The organism is Lentzea sp. NEAU-D7, assembly GCF_026242055.1.
Lineage (GTDB): Bacteria > Actinomycetota > Actinomycetes > Mycobacteriales > Pseudonocardiaceae > Lentzea.
On the sequence record NZ_JAPJDL010000003.1, the window covers coordinates 523504 to 539312 of the forward strand.

At 70.4% G+C, this 15809-nt stretch carries 12 protein-coding genes; 5 read left to right on the forward strand and 7 right to left on the reverse strand.

Annotated features, from left to right (window positions below; all coding sequences use genetic code 11):
- Positions 1 to 62: 62 nt before the first annotated feature.
- Entirely contained in the window at positions 63 to 578 is a 516-nt protein-coding gene (locus ORI60_RS09465; protein WP_266036417.1) for a hypothetical protein, read from the reverse strand.
- 59 nt (positions 579 to 637) lie between these two features.
- On the opposite strand from ORI60_RS09465, the gene ORI60_RS09470 reads away from it, so the two are divergent.
- Entirely contained in the window at positions 638 to 2287 is a 1650-nt protein-coding gene (locus tag ORI60_RS09470) for a BCCT family transporter (RefSeq protein ID WP_266036419.1), read from the forward strand.
- On the opposite strand, the gene ORI60_RS09475 is transcribed toward ORI60_RS09470, so the two are convergent.
- Complete coding sequence (locus tag ORI60_RS09475) at positions 2265 to 2699, reverse strand: DUF6474 family protein (protein WP_266036421.1); 435 nt, start codon at positions 2697 to 2699, stop codon at positions 2265 to 2267. The two genes, ORI60_RS09470 and ORI60_RS09475, sit on opposite strands and share 23 nt — an antisense overlap.
- A gap of 83 nt (positions 2700 to 2782) precedes the next feature.
- On the opposite strand from ORI60_RS09475, the gene ORI60_RS09480 reads away from it, so the two are divergent.
- Positions 2783 to 4426 (forward strand): TM0106 family RecB-like putative nuclease, encoded by a 1644-nt coding sequence (locus tag ORI60_RS09480; protein WP_266036423.1) that lies wholly within the window; start codon positions 2783 to 2785, stop codon positions 4424 to 4426.
- On the opposite strand, the gene ORI60_RS09485 is transcribed toward ORI60_RS09480, so the two are convergent.
- Positions 4423 to 5181, reverse strand: coding sequence for an SDR family NAD(P)-dependent oxidoreductase (locus ORI60_RS09485; RefSeq protein ID WP_266036425.1), 759 nt, complete (start codon positions 5179 to 5181; stop codon positions 4423 to 4425). The two genes, ORI60_RS09480 and ORI60_RS09485, sit on opposite strands and share 4 nt — an antisense overlap.
- 335 nt (positions 5182 to 5516) lie before the next feature.
- Between ORI60_RS09485 and ORI60_RS09490 the strand changes: the two genes are divergently transcribed.
- Positions 5517 to 7298: a gamma-glutamyltransferase family protein gene (locus tag ORI60_RS09490; protein WP_266036427.1), complete on the forward strand. Its 1782-nt coding sequence runs from the start codon at positions 5517 to 5519 to the stop codon at positions 7296 to 7298.
- A gap of 76 nt (positions 7299 to 7374) precedes the next feature.
- Here the strand turns inward: ORI60_RS09490 and ORI60_RS09495 are convergent, their stop codons facing one another.
- The gene (locus ORI60_RS09495) at positions 7375 to 7719 is read right to left on the reverse strand and encodes a hypothetical protein (RefSeq protein ID WP_266036429.1); all 345 of its coding nucleotides are present in this window, start codon (positions 7717 to 7719) and stop codon (positions 7375 to 7377) included.
- Between the two features lie 278 nt (positions 7720 to 7997).
- A complete protein-coding gene (locus ORI60_RS09500) occupies positions 7998 to 8372 on the reverse strand; it encodes a hypothetical protein (RefSeq protein WP_266036431.1) in 375 nt (124 codons plus the stop codon).
- 355 nt (positions 8373 to 8727) lie between these two features.
- On the opposite strand from ORI60_RS09500, the gene ORI60_RS09505 reads away from it, so the two are divergent.
- A complete protein-coding gene (locus tag ORI60_RS09505) occupies positions 8728 to 9951 on the forward strand; it encodes a hypothetical protein (protein ID WP_266036433.1) in 1224 nt (407 codons plus the stop codon).
- Positions 9948 to 11219, forward strand: a complete 1272-nt coding sequence (locus tag ORI60_RS09510) for a glycosyltransferase family 2 protein (protein WP_266036435.1) — start codon at positions 9948 to 9950, stop codon at positions 11217 to 11219. The genes ORI60_RS09505 and ORI60_RS09510 overlap by 4 nt, the downstream gene beginning before the upstream one ends.
- On the opposite strand, the gene ORI60_RS09515 is transcribed toward ORI60_RS09510, so the two are convergent.
- Positions 11216 to 14638: a glycosyltransferase gene (locus ORI60_RS09515; protein ID WP_266036437.1), complete on the reverse strand. Its 3423-nt coding sequence runs from the start codon at positions 14636 to 14638 to the stop codon at positions 11216 to 11218. The two genes, ORI60_RS09510 and ORI60_RS09515, sit on opposite strands and share 4 nt — an antisense overlap.
- A 1-nt stretch (position 14639) precedes the next feature.
- Positions 14640 to 15773 (reverse strand): hypothetical protein, encoded by a 1134-nt coding sequence (locus ORI60_RS09520; protein ID WP_266036438.1) that lies wholly within the window; start codon positions 15771 to 15773, stop codon positions 14640 to 14642.
- Positions 15774 to 15809 lie beyond the last annotated feature (36 nt).

The following is a 15809-nucleotide window of genomic DNA, read 5'->3' on the forward strand; positions in this document are numbered from 1 at the left end:
GATTTGTCGACATGAAGTTGTGGCTCCTGATGCCAAAGGGATCTGCAGAGGGATGCGGATGATCAGGAGTCACGGGGCGGGCCGCGCCGCCCGTTCGCACGCGACAGCTCCAGGTGGTGCGCGTTCTGGACGTACGGCGTGCTGGTGAACGTCCGCACCGGTGTCGTGACCGGCAGCGGCGTGAGCCTGCGGGGGATCAGGCGGGTGACGGCGGCGATCAGCCTGAACAGGGCGTTCTCGGCGTGGAACAGCAGGATGCCGGTCAGCGACGCGGCGACGAGGTGCGCCACGAACATCTGACCGGTGAGCGTGTTGTTGTGCTCGTGGTTGACCCAGGTCAGCAGCAGGTGCTGCGCGAGCTGGGCCGTGCCGAGGCCGGCGATGACCGAGAGCTTCCCGGTGCGCTTGTCCGCCAGTGACGCCGCCGCGAACGCGATCAGCACCACCAGTGGCAGCGCGTGGATGAACTCGGAGAGCTCGCCGCCGCCCAGCCCGTGGGCGGTGATCGTGAGCCCGGCGGACGTCAACGCGAGCGCGGCACCACGAATGGTGCGCAACTCACTCGTCCGTGTGCTCACGAGGCTTGAGGGTAATCGGAGGAGTTTGGCCAGGTCCATGACCGGGTACCAAGGGCCGCATGACCGTTCAATGCGACAGGCCGGGCCGTACCGACCGGGTTGTGTTCGGCGTTGCCGCAGGTCTCACGCTTGCGTTCGTGACCTGGGGAATCGTAGGAACAGACTCGCTGGCAGCCGCCTCGAAGGCCGCGCTCGGCTGGATCATCCAGAATCTGGGATGGGCTTTCGTGATCTCGGCCTCCGGGTTCGTGGTCTTCGCCCTGTGGCTCGCGTTCAGCCGGTACGGGAAGATCCCGCTCGGCCAGGACGACGAGAAACCCGAGTTCAAGACCGTCTCCTGGGTCGCGATGATGTTCAGCGCCGGCATGGGCATCGGCCTCATGTTCTACGGCGTCAACGAGCCGCTGACCCACTTCGTGAAGCCGCCGCCCGGCACCGAGGGCGATCCCCTCGAGACCGCGATGGCCACCACGCTGTTCCACTGGACGCTGCACCCGTGGGCGATCTACGCCATCGTCGGCATCGCCATCGCGTACAGCAGCTTCCGCCGCGGCAGGTCCTCGCTGATCAGCTCGGCGTTCACGCCGCTGCTGGGCCGCCGTGCCTCGTCGGGCTGGGGCCGTGCCATCGACGTGATGGCCATCTTCGCGACCCTGTTCGGCTCGGCCGCCTCCCTGGGGCTCGGTGCCCTGCAGATCGGGAGCGGCCTGGAGGCAGCCGGCTGGGCCGGTAGCGTCGGCAAGGGCGTGCTGGTCGCGATCATCGCGATCCTGACCGTGGCCTTCGTCGCGTCGGCCGTCTCGGGTGTCGCGAAGGGCATCCAGTGGCTGTCGAACATCAACATGGTGCTGGCCGTCGTGCTGGCGCTGTTCCTGTTCGTCGTCGGCCCGACGGTCTTCATCCTGAACCTGGTGCCGACCGCGCTGGGCGACTACTTCCGCGAGCTCGCCAACATGGCAGGCCGGACCGCCGCCTCCGGTGGCGACGCGACCGAGACGTGGATGTCCGGGTGGACGATCTTCTACTGGGCGTGGTGGATCTCGTGGACGCCGTTCGTCGGCATGTTCATCGCGCGGATCTCGCGCGGCCGCACGATCAAGCAGTTCGTGGCCGGCGTGATCATGGTGCCGTCCGCGGTGTCGCTGGTGTGGTTCGCGATCCTGGGTGGCACGGCGATCTACGAGCAGCGCAACGGCGTGGACCTCGCCGGTCAGTCGACGCCCGAGTCGCAGCTCTTCTCGCTGCTCGACCAGTTCCCGCTGGCGGCGGTCGCCGGGGTGATCGTCATGGTCCTGGTGGCGATCTTCTTCGTGTCGGGGGCCGACGCCGCGTCGATCGTGATGGGAACGCTCTCGCAGGAGGGCACCATTCGGCCCAAGAAGCCGGTGGTGATCTTCTGGGGCGTGCTGACCGGTGCCGTCGCCGCGGTCATGCTGCTGGTCGGCGGGTCCAACGCGCTGACAGGGCTGCAGAACCTGACGATCATCGCCGCGCTGCCGTTCATGGTCGTCATGGTCGGGCTGTGCGTCTCGCTCGCCAAGGACCTGCGCTCCGACCCGATGATCAGGCGTGAGGAGCGCGTCGCCGAGGTGATGGAGGAGGTCACCGCGCACCTCGACCCCGGTCAGGTGGTCGAGGAGGCGGCGGTCAAGGCCGTGGCCGAGGTGACCGGCAAGACGCCGGAGGTCAGCGCACGTTCAGGCGCCTGAGCAACTCCTGCTCCAGCACCTCCAGATCAGTCCCGACGGCCCGGTGCGCTGCTTTGCGCCGGGCCGTCGGCATGCGTTCGGATGCGCGCACGGCGGCGAGCAACTGCGTCAGCCGGGTCTCGGTCTTCGAAACCCAATCGGAATCTGTCGCACGCAATGTCTCGAGCGACTCCGAAAAGCCGACAATTCGCGCGTGCAGCCGGGCGCCGTATCCGGAGTACCTGCCGATGTCCGCGACGTCGATGCCGAGCCTGCGGGCCCGGTACCGGTCGTACTGCTCGCTCAAAACCCCAGCTCCGCGGGCGATCACCGGAGCCAGCACCGGAATGAGCGCGGGCGCCACCACCTTCGCGACACCGACCAGGTTCTTGGCTCGGCCGGGCGTGAAGCCGGCCTTCGCTTTGCGCGCCATTCGGGTACACCTCCTCCGTCACGTGAAACTTACTGCCCAGGTTGCCGACACATCTCCCCGACGCGCGACATACCCTGCATCCTGTGACTTCCCAGGTGCAGCTAGACGCCGGCGTGGTCACTCGTTGTCGGCGGCGGGTGCACCTCGAAAACGATCCGGAAATGCGCGACGCCCCCAAGGCGGCGCCGGATCCGGCTTCGGAACAACGGAAAGCGGACGCGACGAACCACCGTCGCGCGGTGGCGGACGCGCTCGGCCGGATCGTCGGCTCGAACCTCTTCGAGGTGCCGAGCGGACCCGACGTGCGCAGCGCGGACCGGGAACGCGTGACCCTCGCCGCGATGGAGATGGGCGCGCCGTACATCTGGGGCGCCGCGCTGCCCCGTGACCCGCGCGGTGGCCGTCGAGGCGGAATCGACCTGCTGGTCAAGGACTCCACCGGTTACGTGCCGGTGCTGGTGGTCCGGCACAAGATCACCGATCCCGGTCAGGGCGCTCGCACGAGCCCGCTGACGATGCCGTTGCCCGACGGCAGCCGGGCGGACCCGCACCGCAAGGTCCGTCCTCAGCCCCGGGACCAGCTGCGGCTGGCCCACGCGCAACGGCAGCTGCAGGCCGCCGGCTACGCCCGCAACGGGCGCGCCACCGGTGGTGTGATCGGCATGGACGCCGACGTCGTGCTGTGGCACGACCTCGAGGCGCCGACGTGGCCCGGCGGCCGCAACGCGCTGGCCGAGTACGACGCCCGGTTCAGCGACCGGCTGGCCGTGGCGCTGGCGGCCGCGAACGAGAAGGACCCGCTGGCCCGCCCGTCGCGGATCGTCGACTGCAAGACGTGCCCGTGGTGGCCGACGTGCGACCGCGACCTGAAGCAGGGCAGGGACGTCAGCCTCGTCGTGCGCGGCGAGGACGCGGTGGCGTTGCGCAAGATCGGCCTGTCCACTGTGGACAAGCTGGCCGAGCTCGACCCGCTGGCGGAAGGCCCGGTCCAGCTCGTCGGCATGCCGTTCGGCGACGCAGTGGTGCTGGCGCGGGCGTGGCTGCGCGACCTGACGCTCGTGCGCCGGGTGCCCGAGATGAACGTGCCGCGCGCGGACGTCGAGGTCGACGTCGACATGGAGAGCTTCGGCGACCTCGGCGCGTACATGTGGGGCTGCCTGCTGTCCGGAAAGGACATCGACGAGGAGCACGGCTACCGCGCCTTCGTGACGTGGGACGCGCTGCCGTGCGACGACGAGGCGCGTTCGTTCGCCGAGTTCTGGACCTGGCTGACCGGTGTCCGGTTGCGCGCCAAGGCGCGCGGTCTGTCGTTCCGCGCCTACTGCTACAACGAGCTCGCGGAGAACCGCTGGCTGCTGTCCTCGGCGGAGCGGTTCGCGGGCAAGCCGGGGATCCCGACGGTCGCGCAGATCAAGGAGTTCATCGGGTCCGACTCGTGGGTCGACCTGTTCGGGATCGTCCGCGAGCAGTTCCTGTGCGCGCACGGCAAGGGCCTGAAGGTCATCGCGCCGGCCGCGGGGTTCTCGTGGCGTGATCCCGAGGCCGGTGGCGAGAACTCCATGCGCTGGTACCGGGCCGCGGTGGGGATGAACGGCGACGAGCTCGACGTCGATCAGCGGCAGCGGTTGCTGTGGTACAACGAGGACGACGTCCGGGCCACCCACCGCCTGCGCGAGTGGATGACCTCGGACGCGATGACCCGCTTGCCCTTTGCCGGAGACCTCTAGCGCGGAGCCATGCGCAGAGCGCCGTCCATGCGGATGACCTCCGCGTTCAGGTAGTCGTGCTCGATGATCGAGAGCGCGAGCTGCGCGTACTCCGACGGCTGGGCCAGGCGCTTCGGGAACGGGATGCCGGCGGCGAGGCCCGCGCGGAACTCGTCGGAGACCGTGGCGAGCATCGGGGTGTCGACGATGCCGGGCGCGATGGTCAGCACGCGGATGCCGACGTTGCTCAGGTCGCGGGCGGCCGGGAGGGTCATGCCGACGACGCCGCCCTTGGACGAGGCGTAGGCGACCTGGCCGATCTGGCCGTCGAAAGCGGCGATCGACGCGGTGTTGATGATGACGCCGCGCGCGCCGTGCTCGAGCTCCTCGGTCTTGCCCATGGCCGCGGCGGCCAGGCGCAGGACGTTGAACGTGCCGATCAGGTTGACCTCGATGATCTTGCGGTAGAGGTCGAGGTCGTGCGGGCCGGTCTTGCCGACGGTGCGGGACGACGGGCCGATGCCCGCGCAGTTCACCGTGATGCGCAGCGGGGCGCCGGAGCCCGCCGCCGTGTCGACGGCGGCCTGGACCTCTTCGCCCGAGGTCACGTCGGCGGCCAGGTAGGTGACGTTCTCGATCGCCTCGGCGTTCGCGATGGCGCTGGGCAGGTCGAGAGCGAACACCTGCGCTCCACGCGCCGCCAGGGCACGTGCCGTGGCGCCGCCGAGGCCGGACGCGCCACCGGTGACGATGGCCGCGGTACCCGAGATCTCCATGCCTTCATCCTCCTCGAAGCGAACTGCTCGCGAGGAGGTTAACGCTCGTTACCTGGAACTCAACGGTCGGTCCAGTGGAGCAGGGCCACCAACGGCACCGCTGCCACGAGCGCGAGGCCGATGAAGATCGTCGCGATTCCCAGAATTCCCATGTGTAGAACTGTGCCGTTCGACGGTGTTCGAAACATCGTCCGCGTCGGTAGACCTCTGGTAGGAGATCTGTCACGGTCCGCTACGACCAAAGTCGCACGGAGATCAGGGTCTGCTCCGTTCGGGCCTGGGGTGTAGGTCACTTGGAGTCACGCAATATAGTTAGCCTCGCGTACCTTTATGGGGTGTTCACCACGCGCCCAGAACTCGTCGGCACCTTCGGCATGGTCGCTTCGACCCACTGGCTGGCCTCCGCGTCGGCCATGGCGGTGCTGGAGGACGGCGGCAACGCCTTCGACGCCGCCGTGACCGCGGGATTCGTCCTGCAGGTCGTGGAACCGCACCTCAACGGCCCCGGTGGCGAGGTGCCGATCATCTTCTCCGCCGCCGGTGCGGCCCCGCAGGTGCTCTGCGGGCAGGGCGTGGCGCCGGCCGGGGCGTCGATCGAGCACTACACCGACCTGGGGCTGTCGCTGATCCCCGGCAGCGGACTGCTGGCCGCGACGGTGCCGGGTGCGTGGGACGGATGGCTCACCCTCCTGCGCGACCACGGCACCAAGACCCTGCGTGAGGTGCTCGACCGCGCGATCGGCTACGCCCGCGACGGCTTCCCGCTCGTCGAACGCGCCGCCCACACGATCGGGATGGTCTCGGACCTCTTCCGCGACCACTGGCCGACCTCCGCCGCGCAGTGGATGCCCGACGGCGTCCTGCCGGCTCCCGGCGGCCGGTTCCGCAACCCCAAGCTCGCCGACACCTGGGAGTGGCTGCTCGCCGCCGCCGAGGCCGCCGGTGCCGACCGCGAGGCGCAGATCGAGGCCGCGCGCCGGGCGTGGTCGCAGGGGTTCGTCGCCGCGCAGATCGACGAGTTCTGCCGTTCGGAGTTCCGCGACGACTCCGGACGTGACCACGCGGGCGTGCTCACCGGTGCCGACATGGCGTCCTGGGAGGCCTCCTACGAGGACGCGCTCGTCGCCGACTTCGGCGAGTGGTCGCTGGTGAAGGCCGGCGCGTGGACGCAGGGACCCGTGCTGGCGCAGCAGCTCCGGTTGCTGGAGGGCCACGACCTGTCCTATGTGGACGGCAAGCCGACCGCGGAGACCGTGCACCTCGCGGTCGAGGCCGCGAAGCTGGCGTTCGCCGACCGCGAGGCCTGGTACGGCGACGTCCCGGACGTGCCGCTGGAGACGCTGCTGTCGCGCGAGTACGCCACCGAACGGCGTGCGCTGATCTCTTCCACGGCGTCGTTCGAGCTCCGGCCCGGCTCTCCCGACGGCCGGGAACCGTTGCTGCCCAACCACATCATCAGCGGGCCGTCGACCCAGCTCTCCGACCCGACGGGCGCGATCGGCGAACCGACCGTGGAACGCTCCGGCGTGACGCGCGGTGACACCGTGCACGTGGACGTCGTGGATCGCTGGGGCAACATGGTCTCCGCGACGCCGTCCGGCGGCTGGCTGCAGTCGTCGCCGACGATCCCGTCGCTCGGCTTCTGCCTGGGCAGCCGCGCCCAGATGTTCTGGCTGGACCAGGGGCTGCCGAACTCGCTGGCACCCGGCAAGCGTCCCCGGATCACCCTGTCGCCGTCGATGGCGCTGCGCGACGGCCGTCCCGCGCTCGCGTTCGGCACTCCCGGCGGCGACCAGCAGGACCAGTGGCAGCTCGGCTTCTGGCTGGCGCACCGGGCGGGCCTGAACCTGCAGGAGGCGATCGACTCGCCGATGTGGCACTCGAACGCGTTCCCGAGCTCGTTCTACCCGCGGGCCTGGACGCCGGGTGAGCTCGTCATCGAGTCCCGCGCCGGCGCGGACGTCCTGGATGCGTTGCGATCGCGTGGCCACCAGGTCGTGGACGCCGGCGAGTGGACCTTGGGCCGCATGTCCGCCGTGGCGAGGGACGCCTTCGACGGACTTCTGCGCGCCGGCGCGAATCCACGCGGCGCGCAGGGCTACGCGGCAGGCCGGTAGTCCGGGAAAAGAGGAACGGCGCCCGATTCGAGGGGGAGGGAATCGGGCGCCGCCCCGGCCAGGAAGGTCTGTCGGATCAGATGTCGACGGACGCGGCGCCGGTCGGCACGCCGGTCGGCTCGCTCAGGCCGAGCAGCGTGGAGGCCGGCAGACCGGAGGCACCGGCGTCGACGTTCTCGACCAGCGCGGCGGCGTCGAGGTCCTGCGCGTTGAGGGCCTGGATCTTGCCCGCCGCGTCGGCGGTGTCCACGGACGCGAGGTCGCCGACGGTGGCGATGTCGCCCAGCTGACCACCGAGGTCGGGCGTGGTGTGAACGGCGGCGGACCCGGTGTCCGCGTTGGCGATACCACCCAGGCCGAGCATGACGGTTGCGCTGCCGAGGGCAACAGCGGCCCCCGCGACGGTCTTCCTGAGGTTCATAGGCGCGAACGTGTCGTGTTCGGACCCTCTACATCAAGCTGCGTAACTCAGGCGAGGGAAGTTCTTCATCCTTTGGAGGGACGGCGCACGATTCTGAGGGGCCCTGGCTTCGAAAGACCGGCGACAACGCCAGGTGCTACCGAACGTCACGATTCTGGTCGTATTGGACACAGCGTGCCCGCCTGCAAAACGTGAGTTCCGAGAGTCACCGCGCCTCGTCCGGGCAGCGTGGAACAGCGCCGTGAAGCGCGGCGACCTGGAAAGAACTGACGGGCCGGCTAGGCGATGGCCCCCGGCGGCAGCTTCAGCTTGAACGGCAGCGTCGTCACGACGGCCAAGTCCGAGGCCGTCGCCTTCATCAGCGAGGGAGCGTTGCGCGCGCCGGGTTCAGGCAGGTCAAGCAGCCTGTCCACGGCCTCGACCAGCGGGCCCTCGTAGATCCACACGGCCTGTGCCGGGCGAGCCGAGTCGCGGACCGCGGGAAGACGTCCCGCGCGCGCTTCCGTCTCCGACCAGAACAGGATCGAGTCGATGAAGCCTCTGCGCTGCTTGAACGCCATGATCCGGTCGAGCTGCCCGGCGTCGTCCCTCAGGTGGAGGAACTGGAAGCCGTTCTCGCGCAGCTCGATGACCTTGTTCAGTGCGTGGTCCATGGCGCACCTACCCCTGTGAGGTCCCCTTCGGGTGACTGATCAGTCATACGACCCGAAAGGATCGTACGGTAAGGCAACGTTCTGCCGTAAGACGTACTCCGAACGAGTATCTCAATTGGCAGACGCTTGTGGCGCAGGGTAATCGTTGGCCTTCTTGGTAGAGGAAACGGCCTGGAGGACCGCTACGGTTCGCACCAAGAACGCCAAACCGCCTAATGTGACTAAAGTCACGGTGATCAACATGTGTCGCCTCCGAGTGGCTCCTACACCCGTACTAGACGTGTAGCACGCGTCGTGGGTTGCACCTTTGCCGACTCGCCGTTCTGCGCGAGGTCAGGCCAGTAGAGTCAGGGCGGTGCGTGAAGAAACCGCCGTCGGGGGAGCACTCGGCCTGCTGTGCAGCACCGAGCTGGACGGGCTCGGTGACCAGTTGCCCGTGCGCGTCCTCGAACGGGAGCTGCGTGACCGGCTGGGTGACTGGCGCATCACCGCGCTCGCGCGGCGAGAGCATTCCCATCGCGCCGACGGCGGGCTGGGGGCGACACCGATCAGCTCGGTCGGCCCCGACGACTTCCACCTGATCGTCGTGTCGCCGTCCGAGCCCCTCGACATCGCCGAACTGCCCGGCCGTGCGGTCGGGGTCGCGGTCAGGTCGGGCGGCAGGACCGGCATCGAGGTGCTCTCGACCCGGGACGAGGGGCCCGACGTCGTGCCGAACCTCGGGGTGCTCGCCGACCGGCTGGTCGAGCCCGAGGTCCTCACCGCCCGCGTGCAGCACCTCCAGCAGCTCGGCAGGCTGCCCGAGCACCGGTACCTGGTCCTGCACGTCACCGCGACCACGCCGCTCGCCCGGCTGCGGCCCGCCGTCGCCAAGGCCGCCGAGCTGCTCGCCATCGACCACGTCGTGGTGCTGCCGACCGGCGTCGAGCCGGAGGAGTCCAGCTGGCCGGCGATGCCGCACGACGCCGTCGTCGAGGACAGGCTGGCCGTGATCGCGAACGCGGCCGCGGTGGTGGCCTGCGACGAACACGTGGCAGCGGCCGCGCAAGCGTTTGGCCGGACGTGGGTGCTGTTCGACCCGAAGGGCACCGACCGGCAGGCCGTCGAGCAGTTCGGCAGTCCCGACCAGGTCGTCACCGCGCCGAGCAGGCTGGTCACGGCCATGCGGCGGGCGCTCAAGGTCGAGCGGTCCGCCAAGGCGGTCCGGCTGCTGGACGAGCACCTCAACGCCGTGGCCAGGCTGGCGGAGGAGGCGTTCGCCAAGACCGGGGCCGTCGAGCCGCGCATCGCGTTGCTCGCCGCGGAGAACCGGGCGCTGCGCAAGGCGCACCGGCAGCTGCACGCCCGGCTGATCGCCGAACGGGAGGCGCTCGTCGAGCACATGCTCAGCCGCAGCGGCGACATCGGGCCCGACCTGGCCACGGAGCGCCGGCTGCACGCCGACCTGGCCGAACGGCACCGCGACGTGCTCGCCGCTCTGGCCGCGGAACGCGCCGAGCTGGCGGCGATGCGCTCCACCAAGCTCTACCGCTGGTCGCGGCTGCCGCGCGTCGTCTACGGAAAGCTGCGCGGCCGGTGAACCCGCGCGTCACGTTCGTCCTGGTCACCTACGGCGGCGGACCGATGGCCGCGCGCTGCCTGGAGGTGCTCGCCGAGCACACCACCGAGCCCTACGAGGTCGTGGTCGTCGACAGCGCGTCGCCCGACGGCACCGGGCAGTGGCTCCAGGAGAACCTCGAATCGGCCACCGTGGTCCGGCTCAGCCAGAACCTCGGGTTCGGTGCCGGGTGCAACGTCGGCGTCGAGCACGCGGGCACCGAGTTCGTCTGCTTCCTCAACGCCGACGTCGAGGTGACCGAGGGCTGGCTCCCGCCTCTGCTCGAGTTCCTCGACGGCAAGCCCGAGGCGGCCGCGGTCGCACCGCTGATGGTCTTCCCCGACGGACGCGTGCAGGAGGCGGGCAGTCTCCTCGGCGGCGACGCGTACAGCAGGGGCTGGGGCGACGGGCAGTACGACGTCGACTCGTTCTACCCCCGCGTCGTCGACTACGCCTCCGCCGCGTGCCTCGTCATGCGGCGCAAGGCGTTCTACGAGGTCGGCGGCTTCTCGCCGGAGTACCACATCGCCTACTACGAGGACACCGACCTGCAGTTCACGCTGCGCCGGCACGGCTGGCAGGTGTGGGTCCAGCCCGCGTCACGGGTGCTGCACGTCCGGCACGGCACGAGCTCGACGGCCACGGCCGAACGCCTCTCCGACATCAACCGCGAGGTGTTCCGCCGCCGTCACGCCGACGACCTGGCGACCCGTCCGCCCTCGCTGGGTATCCACGAGCACACCCACCGGCTCTGGTGGCTGCGCGACCGCCCCACGACCTCGCGGATCCTGGTGGTCGCCGGCGAGGAGGAGCTCGACGCGGCTCTGCTCACCGAGCTCAGGGACCGCGACCACGAGGCCGCGGTCACGCTGTTCGTGCCGGAGGAACCCGAGCACGACTGGCGGCCCGCGGGGATCGAGGTCGTGTCCGGCGCCGAACCCGAGCCGTGGAGCCGGGAGCGCGTCGGCCTCTACGACGTCGTCATCGCGCTCGGCCCCGGCACGGCCGCGGCGGAGATCACCGAGTGGCAGCCGCAGGCCGTCCGGGTGCTGCGCCTGGACGTCCTGCCGCACGTCGCCTGGGAGAAGAAGTACGCACGCGACCGCAGGCGCGAGGACGCGATCCGGGCCGGTGTCGAACGTGCGCGGCTCGCGAGCGCCGAGAAGTGGGCGCAGACCGTCGTGCGAGCGGACGACGTGCTGGACGACGTGCTCGTCGACTGCGGTCTGGCGCCCGCGAGATCCCGTTAGCGCTGGGCGCGCCGCAACAACGCGGCCGCGAGCAGCCTCCGTTCGGCACCTGCCGTGTCCGGGCGGTCGCCTTCGAGCGCCAGGCGCACCAACGGCCACAGCCTGCGTTCGGCCGTGGTCAGCCGCGAGAGGTGCTGAACCGCCTCCGGCGACATGAGGTCGTGGTTGCGCATCAGCAGCACCGTCGCGAACTGCGCGATCCGGCGGGTCTCGTGCTCGACGATGTGGTCGAGCTCGGGCTGCTTGTGCGCCAACGAGTCCTGGTCGAGACCGAGCGCGTACCTGGCCAGTCCCTTGAGGCCCGGCAGGCCGTCGGCGAGGCGGGGCACCTGCCAGCCGGTGACGTTCGCACCGTGCTGGCGGTAGGAGTGCAGCGCCCGGTCGACGAACGCGATCCCGCCGATCGACAGAGCGCAGGCGGCGAGCCACTGGTCGTGGTACGACGCCGGGGTGCTCGGCGGCAACGGCAGCATGCGCTCGGCCAGCACGTCCGCGCGCACCATGCTCGCGGCGCCCGTCACCGTGTTGAGCAGCAACAACTGCTCCAGGTCGGTGTTCTGGCGCGACCTGCCGGTCCACACGCTCTCGGCGATCACCCTGTCGTTGTCGTCGACCAGCCGCATGTCGGCGTACGCCAGCTGCACCGACGGGTCGGCGAACTCGGCCAGCAACGTCTCGATCTTGTCGGCGTCCCACAGGTCGTCCTGGTCGGACAGGGCGACGAACTCCGCGTCCGCGGGCACGATCTGCAGCGCCCGCTCGAAGTTGCCATAGAAGCCCGCGTTCCGGTCGTGCTCGACCACGACGAACCTGGGGTCGTCGCCCACCACGTCGTGCAGCGTGGCCCGGCCGGTCTCGTCCGAGTTGTCGTCGCTGATGACGCACACCCAGTTCTGGTGGGTCTGCGCGCGGATCGTGTCGAGCTGGGCGGCGAAGTGGTGCCGCGGCGGGTTGTAGGTGGCGAGGCAGATCGCGACCTTCGGCCCGGTGGCGGGCCAGACCGCCTCGGCCCGCTCGACCGCCGGCCGTGGACGGACGCGCAACGGCGGCAGGTCGCTGCGGAAGACGGTGCCGTCCGCCAGCGTCACCAGGAGTTCGAGCGCGATGGAACCCGGTGACGTGCGTGCGCGCACCGGCACGCGCAGCCGGATCCCGTTGCCGGGATGGCCGGTCGTGCCGGGACAGGTCCTGCCGTCGGCGCGGATGGCGACGGTGTGCACCGGCAGGTCGTCGTGCACGGCCGTGCCTTCGAGCTCGACGACCTGGCCGCGGCCCACCACGACCTCGTCCGACGGCACCGAGACCTCGTAGCGCATCCGTTCGGCGCGCTGGTGCTTGCTCACCTCGCGGATCCGGCCACCGACCAGCGGTGCGATCGGGCCCAGCCGGCGCAGCACCGCGTCGGTCTCCTCACCACCCCTGCCGAGCAGGAGGTCGCGCGTGCCGCGCACCGCGCGGGCGGCGGGCCAGACGTAGTCGCGTCCGATGTGGACGATGGACGACGAGTCCAGCTTGTCCAGGCGTGCCCGCAGTTCCGCGTTCTCCCGGGCGAGCCGTTCCGCCAGCGCCGTCTGCTCGGTGAGGCGGGCGTCGGTGTCGGCCAGCTCCATCAACGAGTTGCCGACCAGGTCGTCCAGCCGGCCGATCTCCTCGCGCAGCGCGGCGGCGGCCGTGTTCGACTGCTCGTGCAGCTTCTCCAGTTCCTCGGAGCGTTCGTGCAGCCGCTCGGTCAGTTCGACCGCTCGCGCGTTCAGCTCCACTGCCTGTGCGTGCAGGTGCGGCACCGAGGCCGCGGCGTCCTGCAGTTCGGTGAGCGCGGGCCCTTCCCAGAGCCTCGGCCTGCCGGGCACGTCGAGCTCGCTGCGCAATGCGGCGAGCACCTCGTCCGCCGGTGTGCCGCTGACCAGTTCCTGCAACGTCGCCTCGGCTGGAAGCAGGTCGTCCCACCGCGGGGCGGGCAGCGCGGCGAGCGCGGTCAGCTCCTCGGTGAGCCTGCGGATCGACCACTCCGCGGGCCACGGGTGCGCGGCGCCGCTGCGGTGGACCTCGCGGGCGAACTCCAGCAGCGCCCGCACGAGCGCCAGTTCGGAGTCCACTCCGGACTCGGCCTGCCACTCGAGGTCGATCCGGTGGTACGTCCCGTGGTCCGCGACGATGAAGTTGCCGGGGTGCACGTCGAGGCAGTCCGGCGGCAGCACCGCGACACCTTCGCGGCCGGGCAGGAACGGGTGGCGCACGTCGACGTCGGTGGCGGGCCGCGCGTCGGCCGTGCAGTACTGGCGCCACTTCTTCAGGAGGTCGCTCAGTTCGCTGAGGTCGTTGTCCGCCAAGGCGTCGAGCAGCAGGCTGTCCAGGGCGACACCCGGTAACACCGGATCGCGCTCGACGAGCACCTGGCGCAGCCACCCCGCCGCGCTCTCGCGGCCGTCGGCCATCACCAGGTCGAGATCGCCGGTGAGCGTCCGCGAACGGCGCCACTGCGGCAACCTGCCGTTGTTGACCATCCAGGCGAGGCCCGGCCGCAGGGTCCGCTCGACGGACTCCCGCGTGCGCGCCGCGATCACGAGGAACGACGGCGAGACCGCCATGCCGAACCCGTCCGAGACGGCGAGGCGGTGCGGCAGCCTGCCGGCGACAGCACCGACGGTGCCGCCGAACGCGCCCTGCAGCGGGTCGCGCACGAGCTTGTCGATCAGTTCGGGCGCGTCGGGACGGTCGTGCAGCGACGCGTCCACGACGATCCGCGGGATCTTGTAGTCCGGGTAGGGCGCCAGCCAGCGCTGGGCGGTGAAGCCGGCGGCGGAGAGCAGTTCGCCGAGCCGCTGCCTGTTCCACGTCCGCGCGCCGGAGCCCGGGTAACCGGCGGGGCCGACCCACGACTTGCCGCGGTGGTCCTCAGCCCGGCCGAGCAGGTACCCGAGCCCGAGCTGGTTCTCGATCGCCAGCACCAGCGCGCCGTCGGCGTCCAGCGCCTCGGCGACGTCACCGAGCAACTGCTCGGGATCGCAGTACTCCAGCACCCCGCAGACCATCGCGAGGTCGAACGTCCCGTGCTTGCTCAGCTCGACGGCGGGGCTGTCGACGATCCGCACGCCCGGCAGGTCGCGGCACCGTTCCCGTGCCGCGGCCGCGCGCAACGGCACGCCCTCGACACCGACGACCTCCGCGCCCGCCTCGCCCATGGCGCGGCTCAGGACGCCGCTTCCGCAGCCGACGTCGAGCACCCGCTGCCCCGGCCGGATGTCCAGGGGGGCGAGCAGCCCGAGCCGCTGCGGTGAGAAGTGGTAGCTGAGCTCCCACGAACCACCGAGGTTCGTGGCGAGCTCAGCCGAACCGGCGCTGACGTCCGCCGCCGCGCGGAGCCGTTCGAGAACGGCGTCCTCGGCGCCGTCCGCGTAGTCGACGACGTCGTTGCTCATGTCAGGAGGTCGGGAACTTCTTCGACACCGCGACGCTGTACTCCTGGAACTTCCTGATCAGATCGGTGTCGGAGTCGCCGATGGGCTCCTGGACCGTCATCGCGCGCACGACCTGCTTGCCGGTGGCGTACACGACCAGGTACGAGCCGCTCTGCTTCGGCTTGATCAGCTGGAGCACGTTGGACTTCGGGGGCAGCGCGCCGCGCGCACCCTCGACCATCCCGGACCTGCCCGCCGCCTCGACGAGATCGGTCGCGAGCTTGGTCGCCTTCTCCGGGGAGTCGGTCTCGAAGACCTCGGCGTGGTAGGTGAAAGCGTCTTCCTTGCCACCCTTGAACGCGATCTTCTGCACGCCCGCCGTGGTCAGCGCCTCGGCGTCGTCCGCGGTCAGGAAGCCGGCCGTGACCAGCTTCTCCGCCGTCACCTCACCGTTGTTCGGGTCGGCCGTGCCGGGCGCCGCCGGCAGCAGTTCGAGCGGGGTCTTGGGCTTGGTGGTCGTGGAGGTCGTCGCCGTCGAGGCGGCGGTCGTGCCACCGCCACCGCCGGAGCCGCTGCGCAGGCCGAACCACCAGACGGCACCACCGATCAGCGCGATGACCAGCACCACGCCGATGATCGCGAACACCTTCTTGCCCTTGCCGGACGAGGTCTCGTCGAACACCTCGGGCCCCGAGCGCGACCAGCTGTCGTTCGACTGGGTCAGCCACGGCGGCGCCTGGTCGCTGCTCACCTGCCACGGCGGCGGGGGAGGACCGGGCTGCTGGAAACCGTGAGCGGGAGAGGGAGGGCCGTAGTTCGGCTGGCCCATGCCCGCGTTCGGCACGGCCTGCGTGCGGTCGGCATCGGGCGGCCGCGGCGTCACGACCTGCGTGGCGTCGGGGTTCGGCGGCTTCGGCGGCTCGCCGACCGGAGCGATGTACTGGGTCGCCTGGGAACCGGTCGCGGGCCCCGCCGACGGCGGCTGGGCCTGCCAGCGCTGCTGTCCGGGAGCCTGCTGGCCGCCCGCGTTGCTGGAGGACAGCACCTGGTCGCGGCGAACCCGGTAGTCGTCAGCCGAGATCCGGCCGCTCGCAAGCTCGTCGTCCAGCTTGCGCAGTTCGTCCTGCCAGTTCACGCTGACAGCCCCTTTCTCCATGTGCGAACCCGGCCATTGTGCATGTCCTGCCTGAGG

What these genes read in the sequence shown, in the direction of transcription:
- ORI60_RS09485 (WP_266036425.1), bottom strand. Translation starts at nt 5,181, where the DNA reads ATGGAGATCTCGGGTACCGCGGCCATCGTCACCGGTGGCGCGTCCGGC.
- ORI60_RS09500 (WP_266036431.1), bottom strand. Translation starts at nt 8,372, where the DNA reads ATGGACCACGCACTGAACAAGGTCATCGAGCTGCGCGAGAACGGCTTC.
- ORI60_RS09475 (WP_266036421.1), bottom strand. Translation starts at nt 2,699, where the DNA reads ATGGCGCGCAAAGCGAAGGCCGGCTTCACGCCCGGCCGAGCCAAGAAC.
- ORI60_RS09495 (WP_266036429.1), bottom strand. Translation starts at nt 7,719, where the DNA reads ATGAACCTCAGGAAGACCGTCGCGGGGGCCGCTGTTGCCCTCGGCAGC.
- ORI60_RS09470 (WP_266036419.1), top strand. Translation starts at nt 638, where the DNA reads ATGACCGTTCAATGCGACAGGCCGGGCCGTACCGACCGGGTTGTGTTC.
- ORI60_RS09515 (WP_266036437.1), bottom strand. Translation starts at nt 14,638, where the DNA reads ATGAGCAACGACGTCGTCGACTACGCGGACGGCGCCGAGGACGCCGTT.
- ORI60_RS09520 (WP_266036438.1), bottom strand. Translation starts at nt 15,773, where the DNA reads ATGGAGAAAGGGGCTGTCAGCGTGAACTGGCAGGACGAACTGCGCAAG.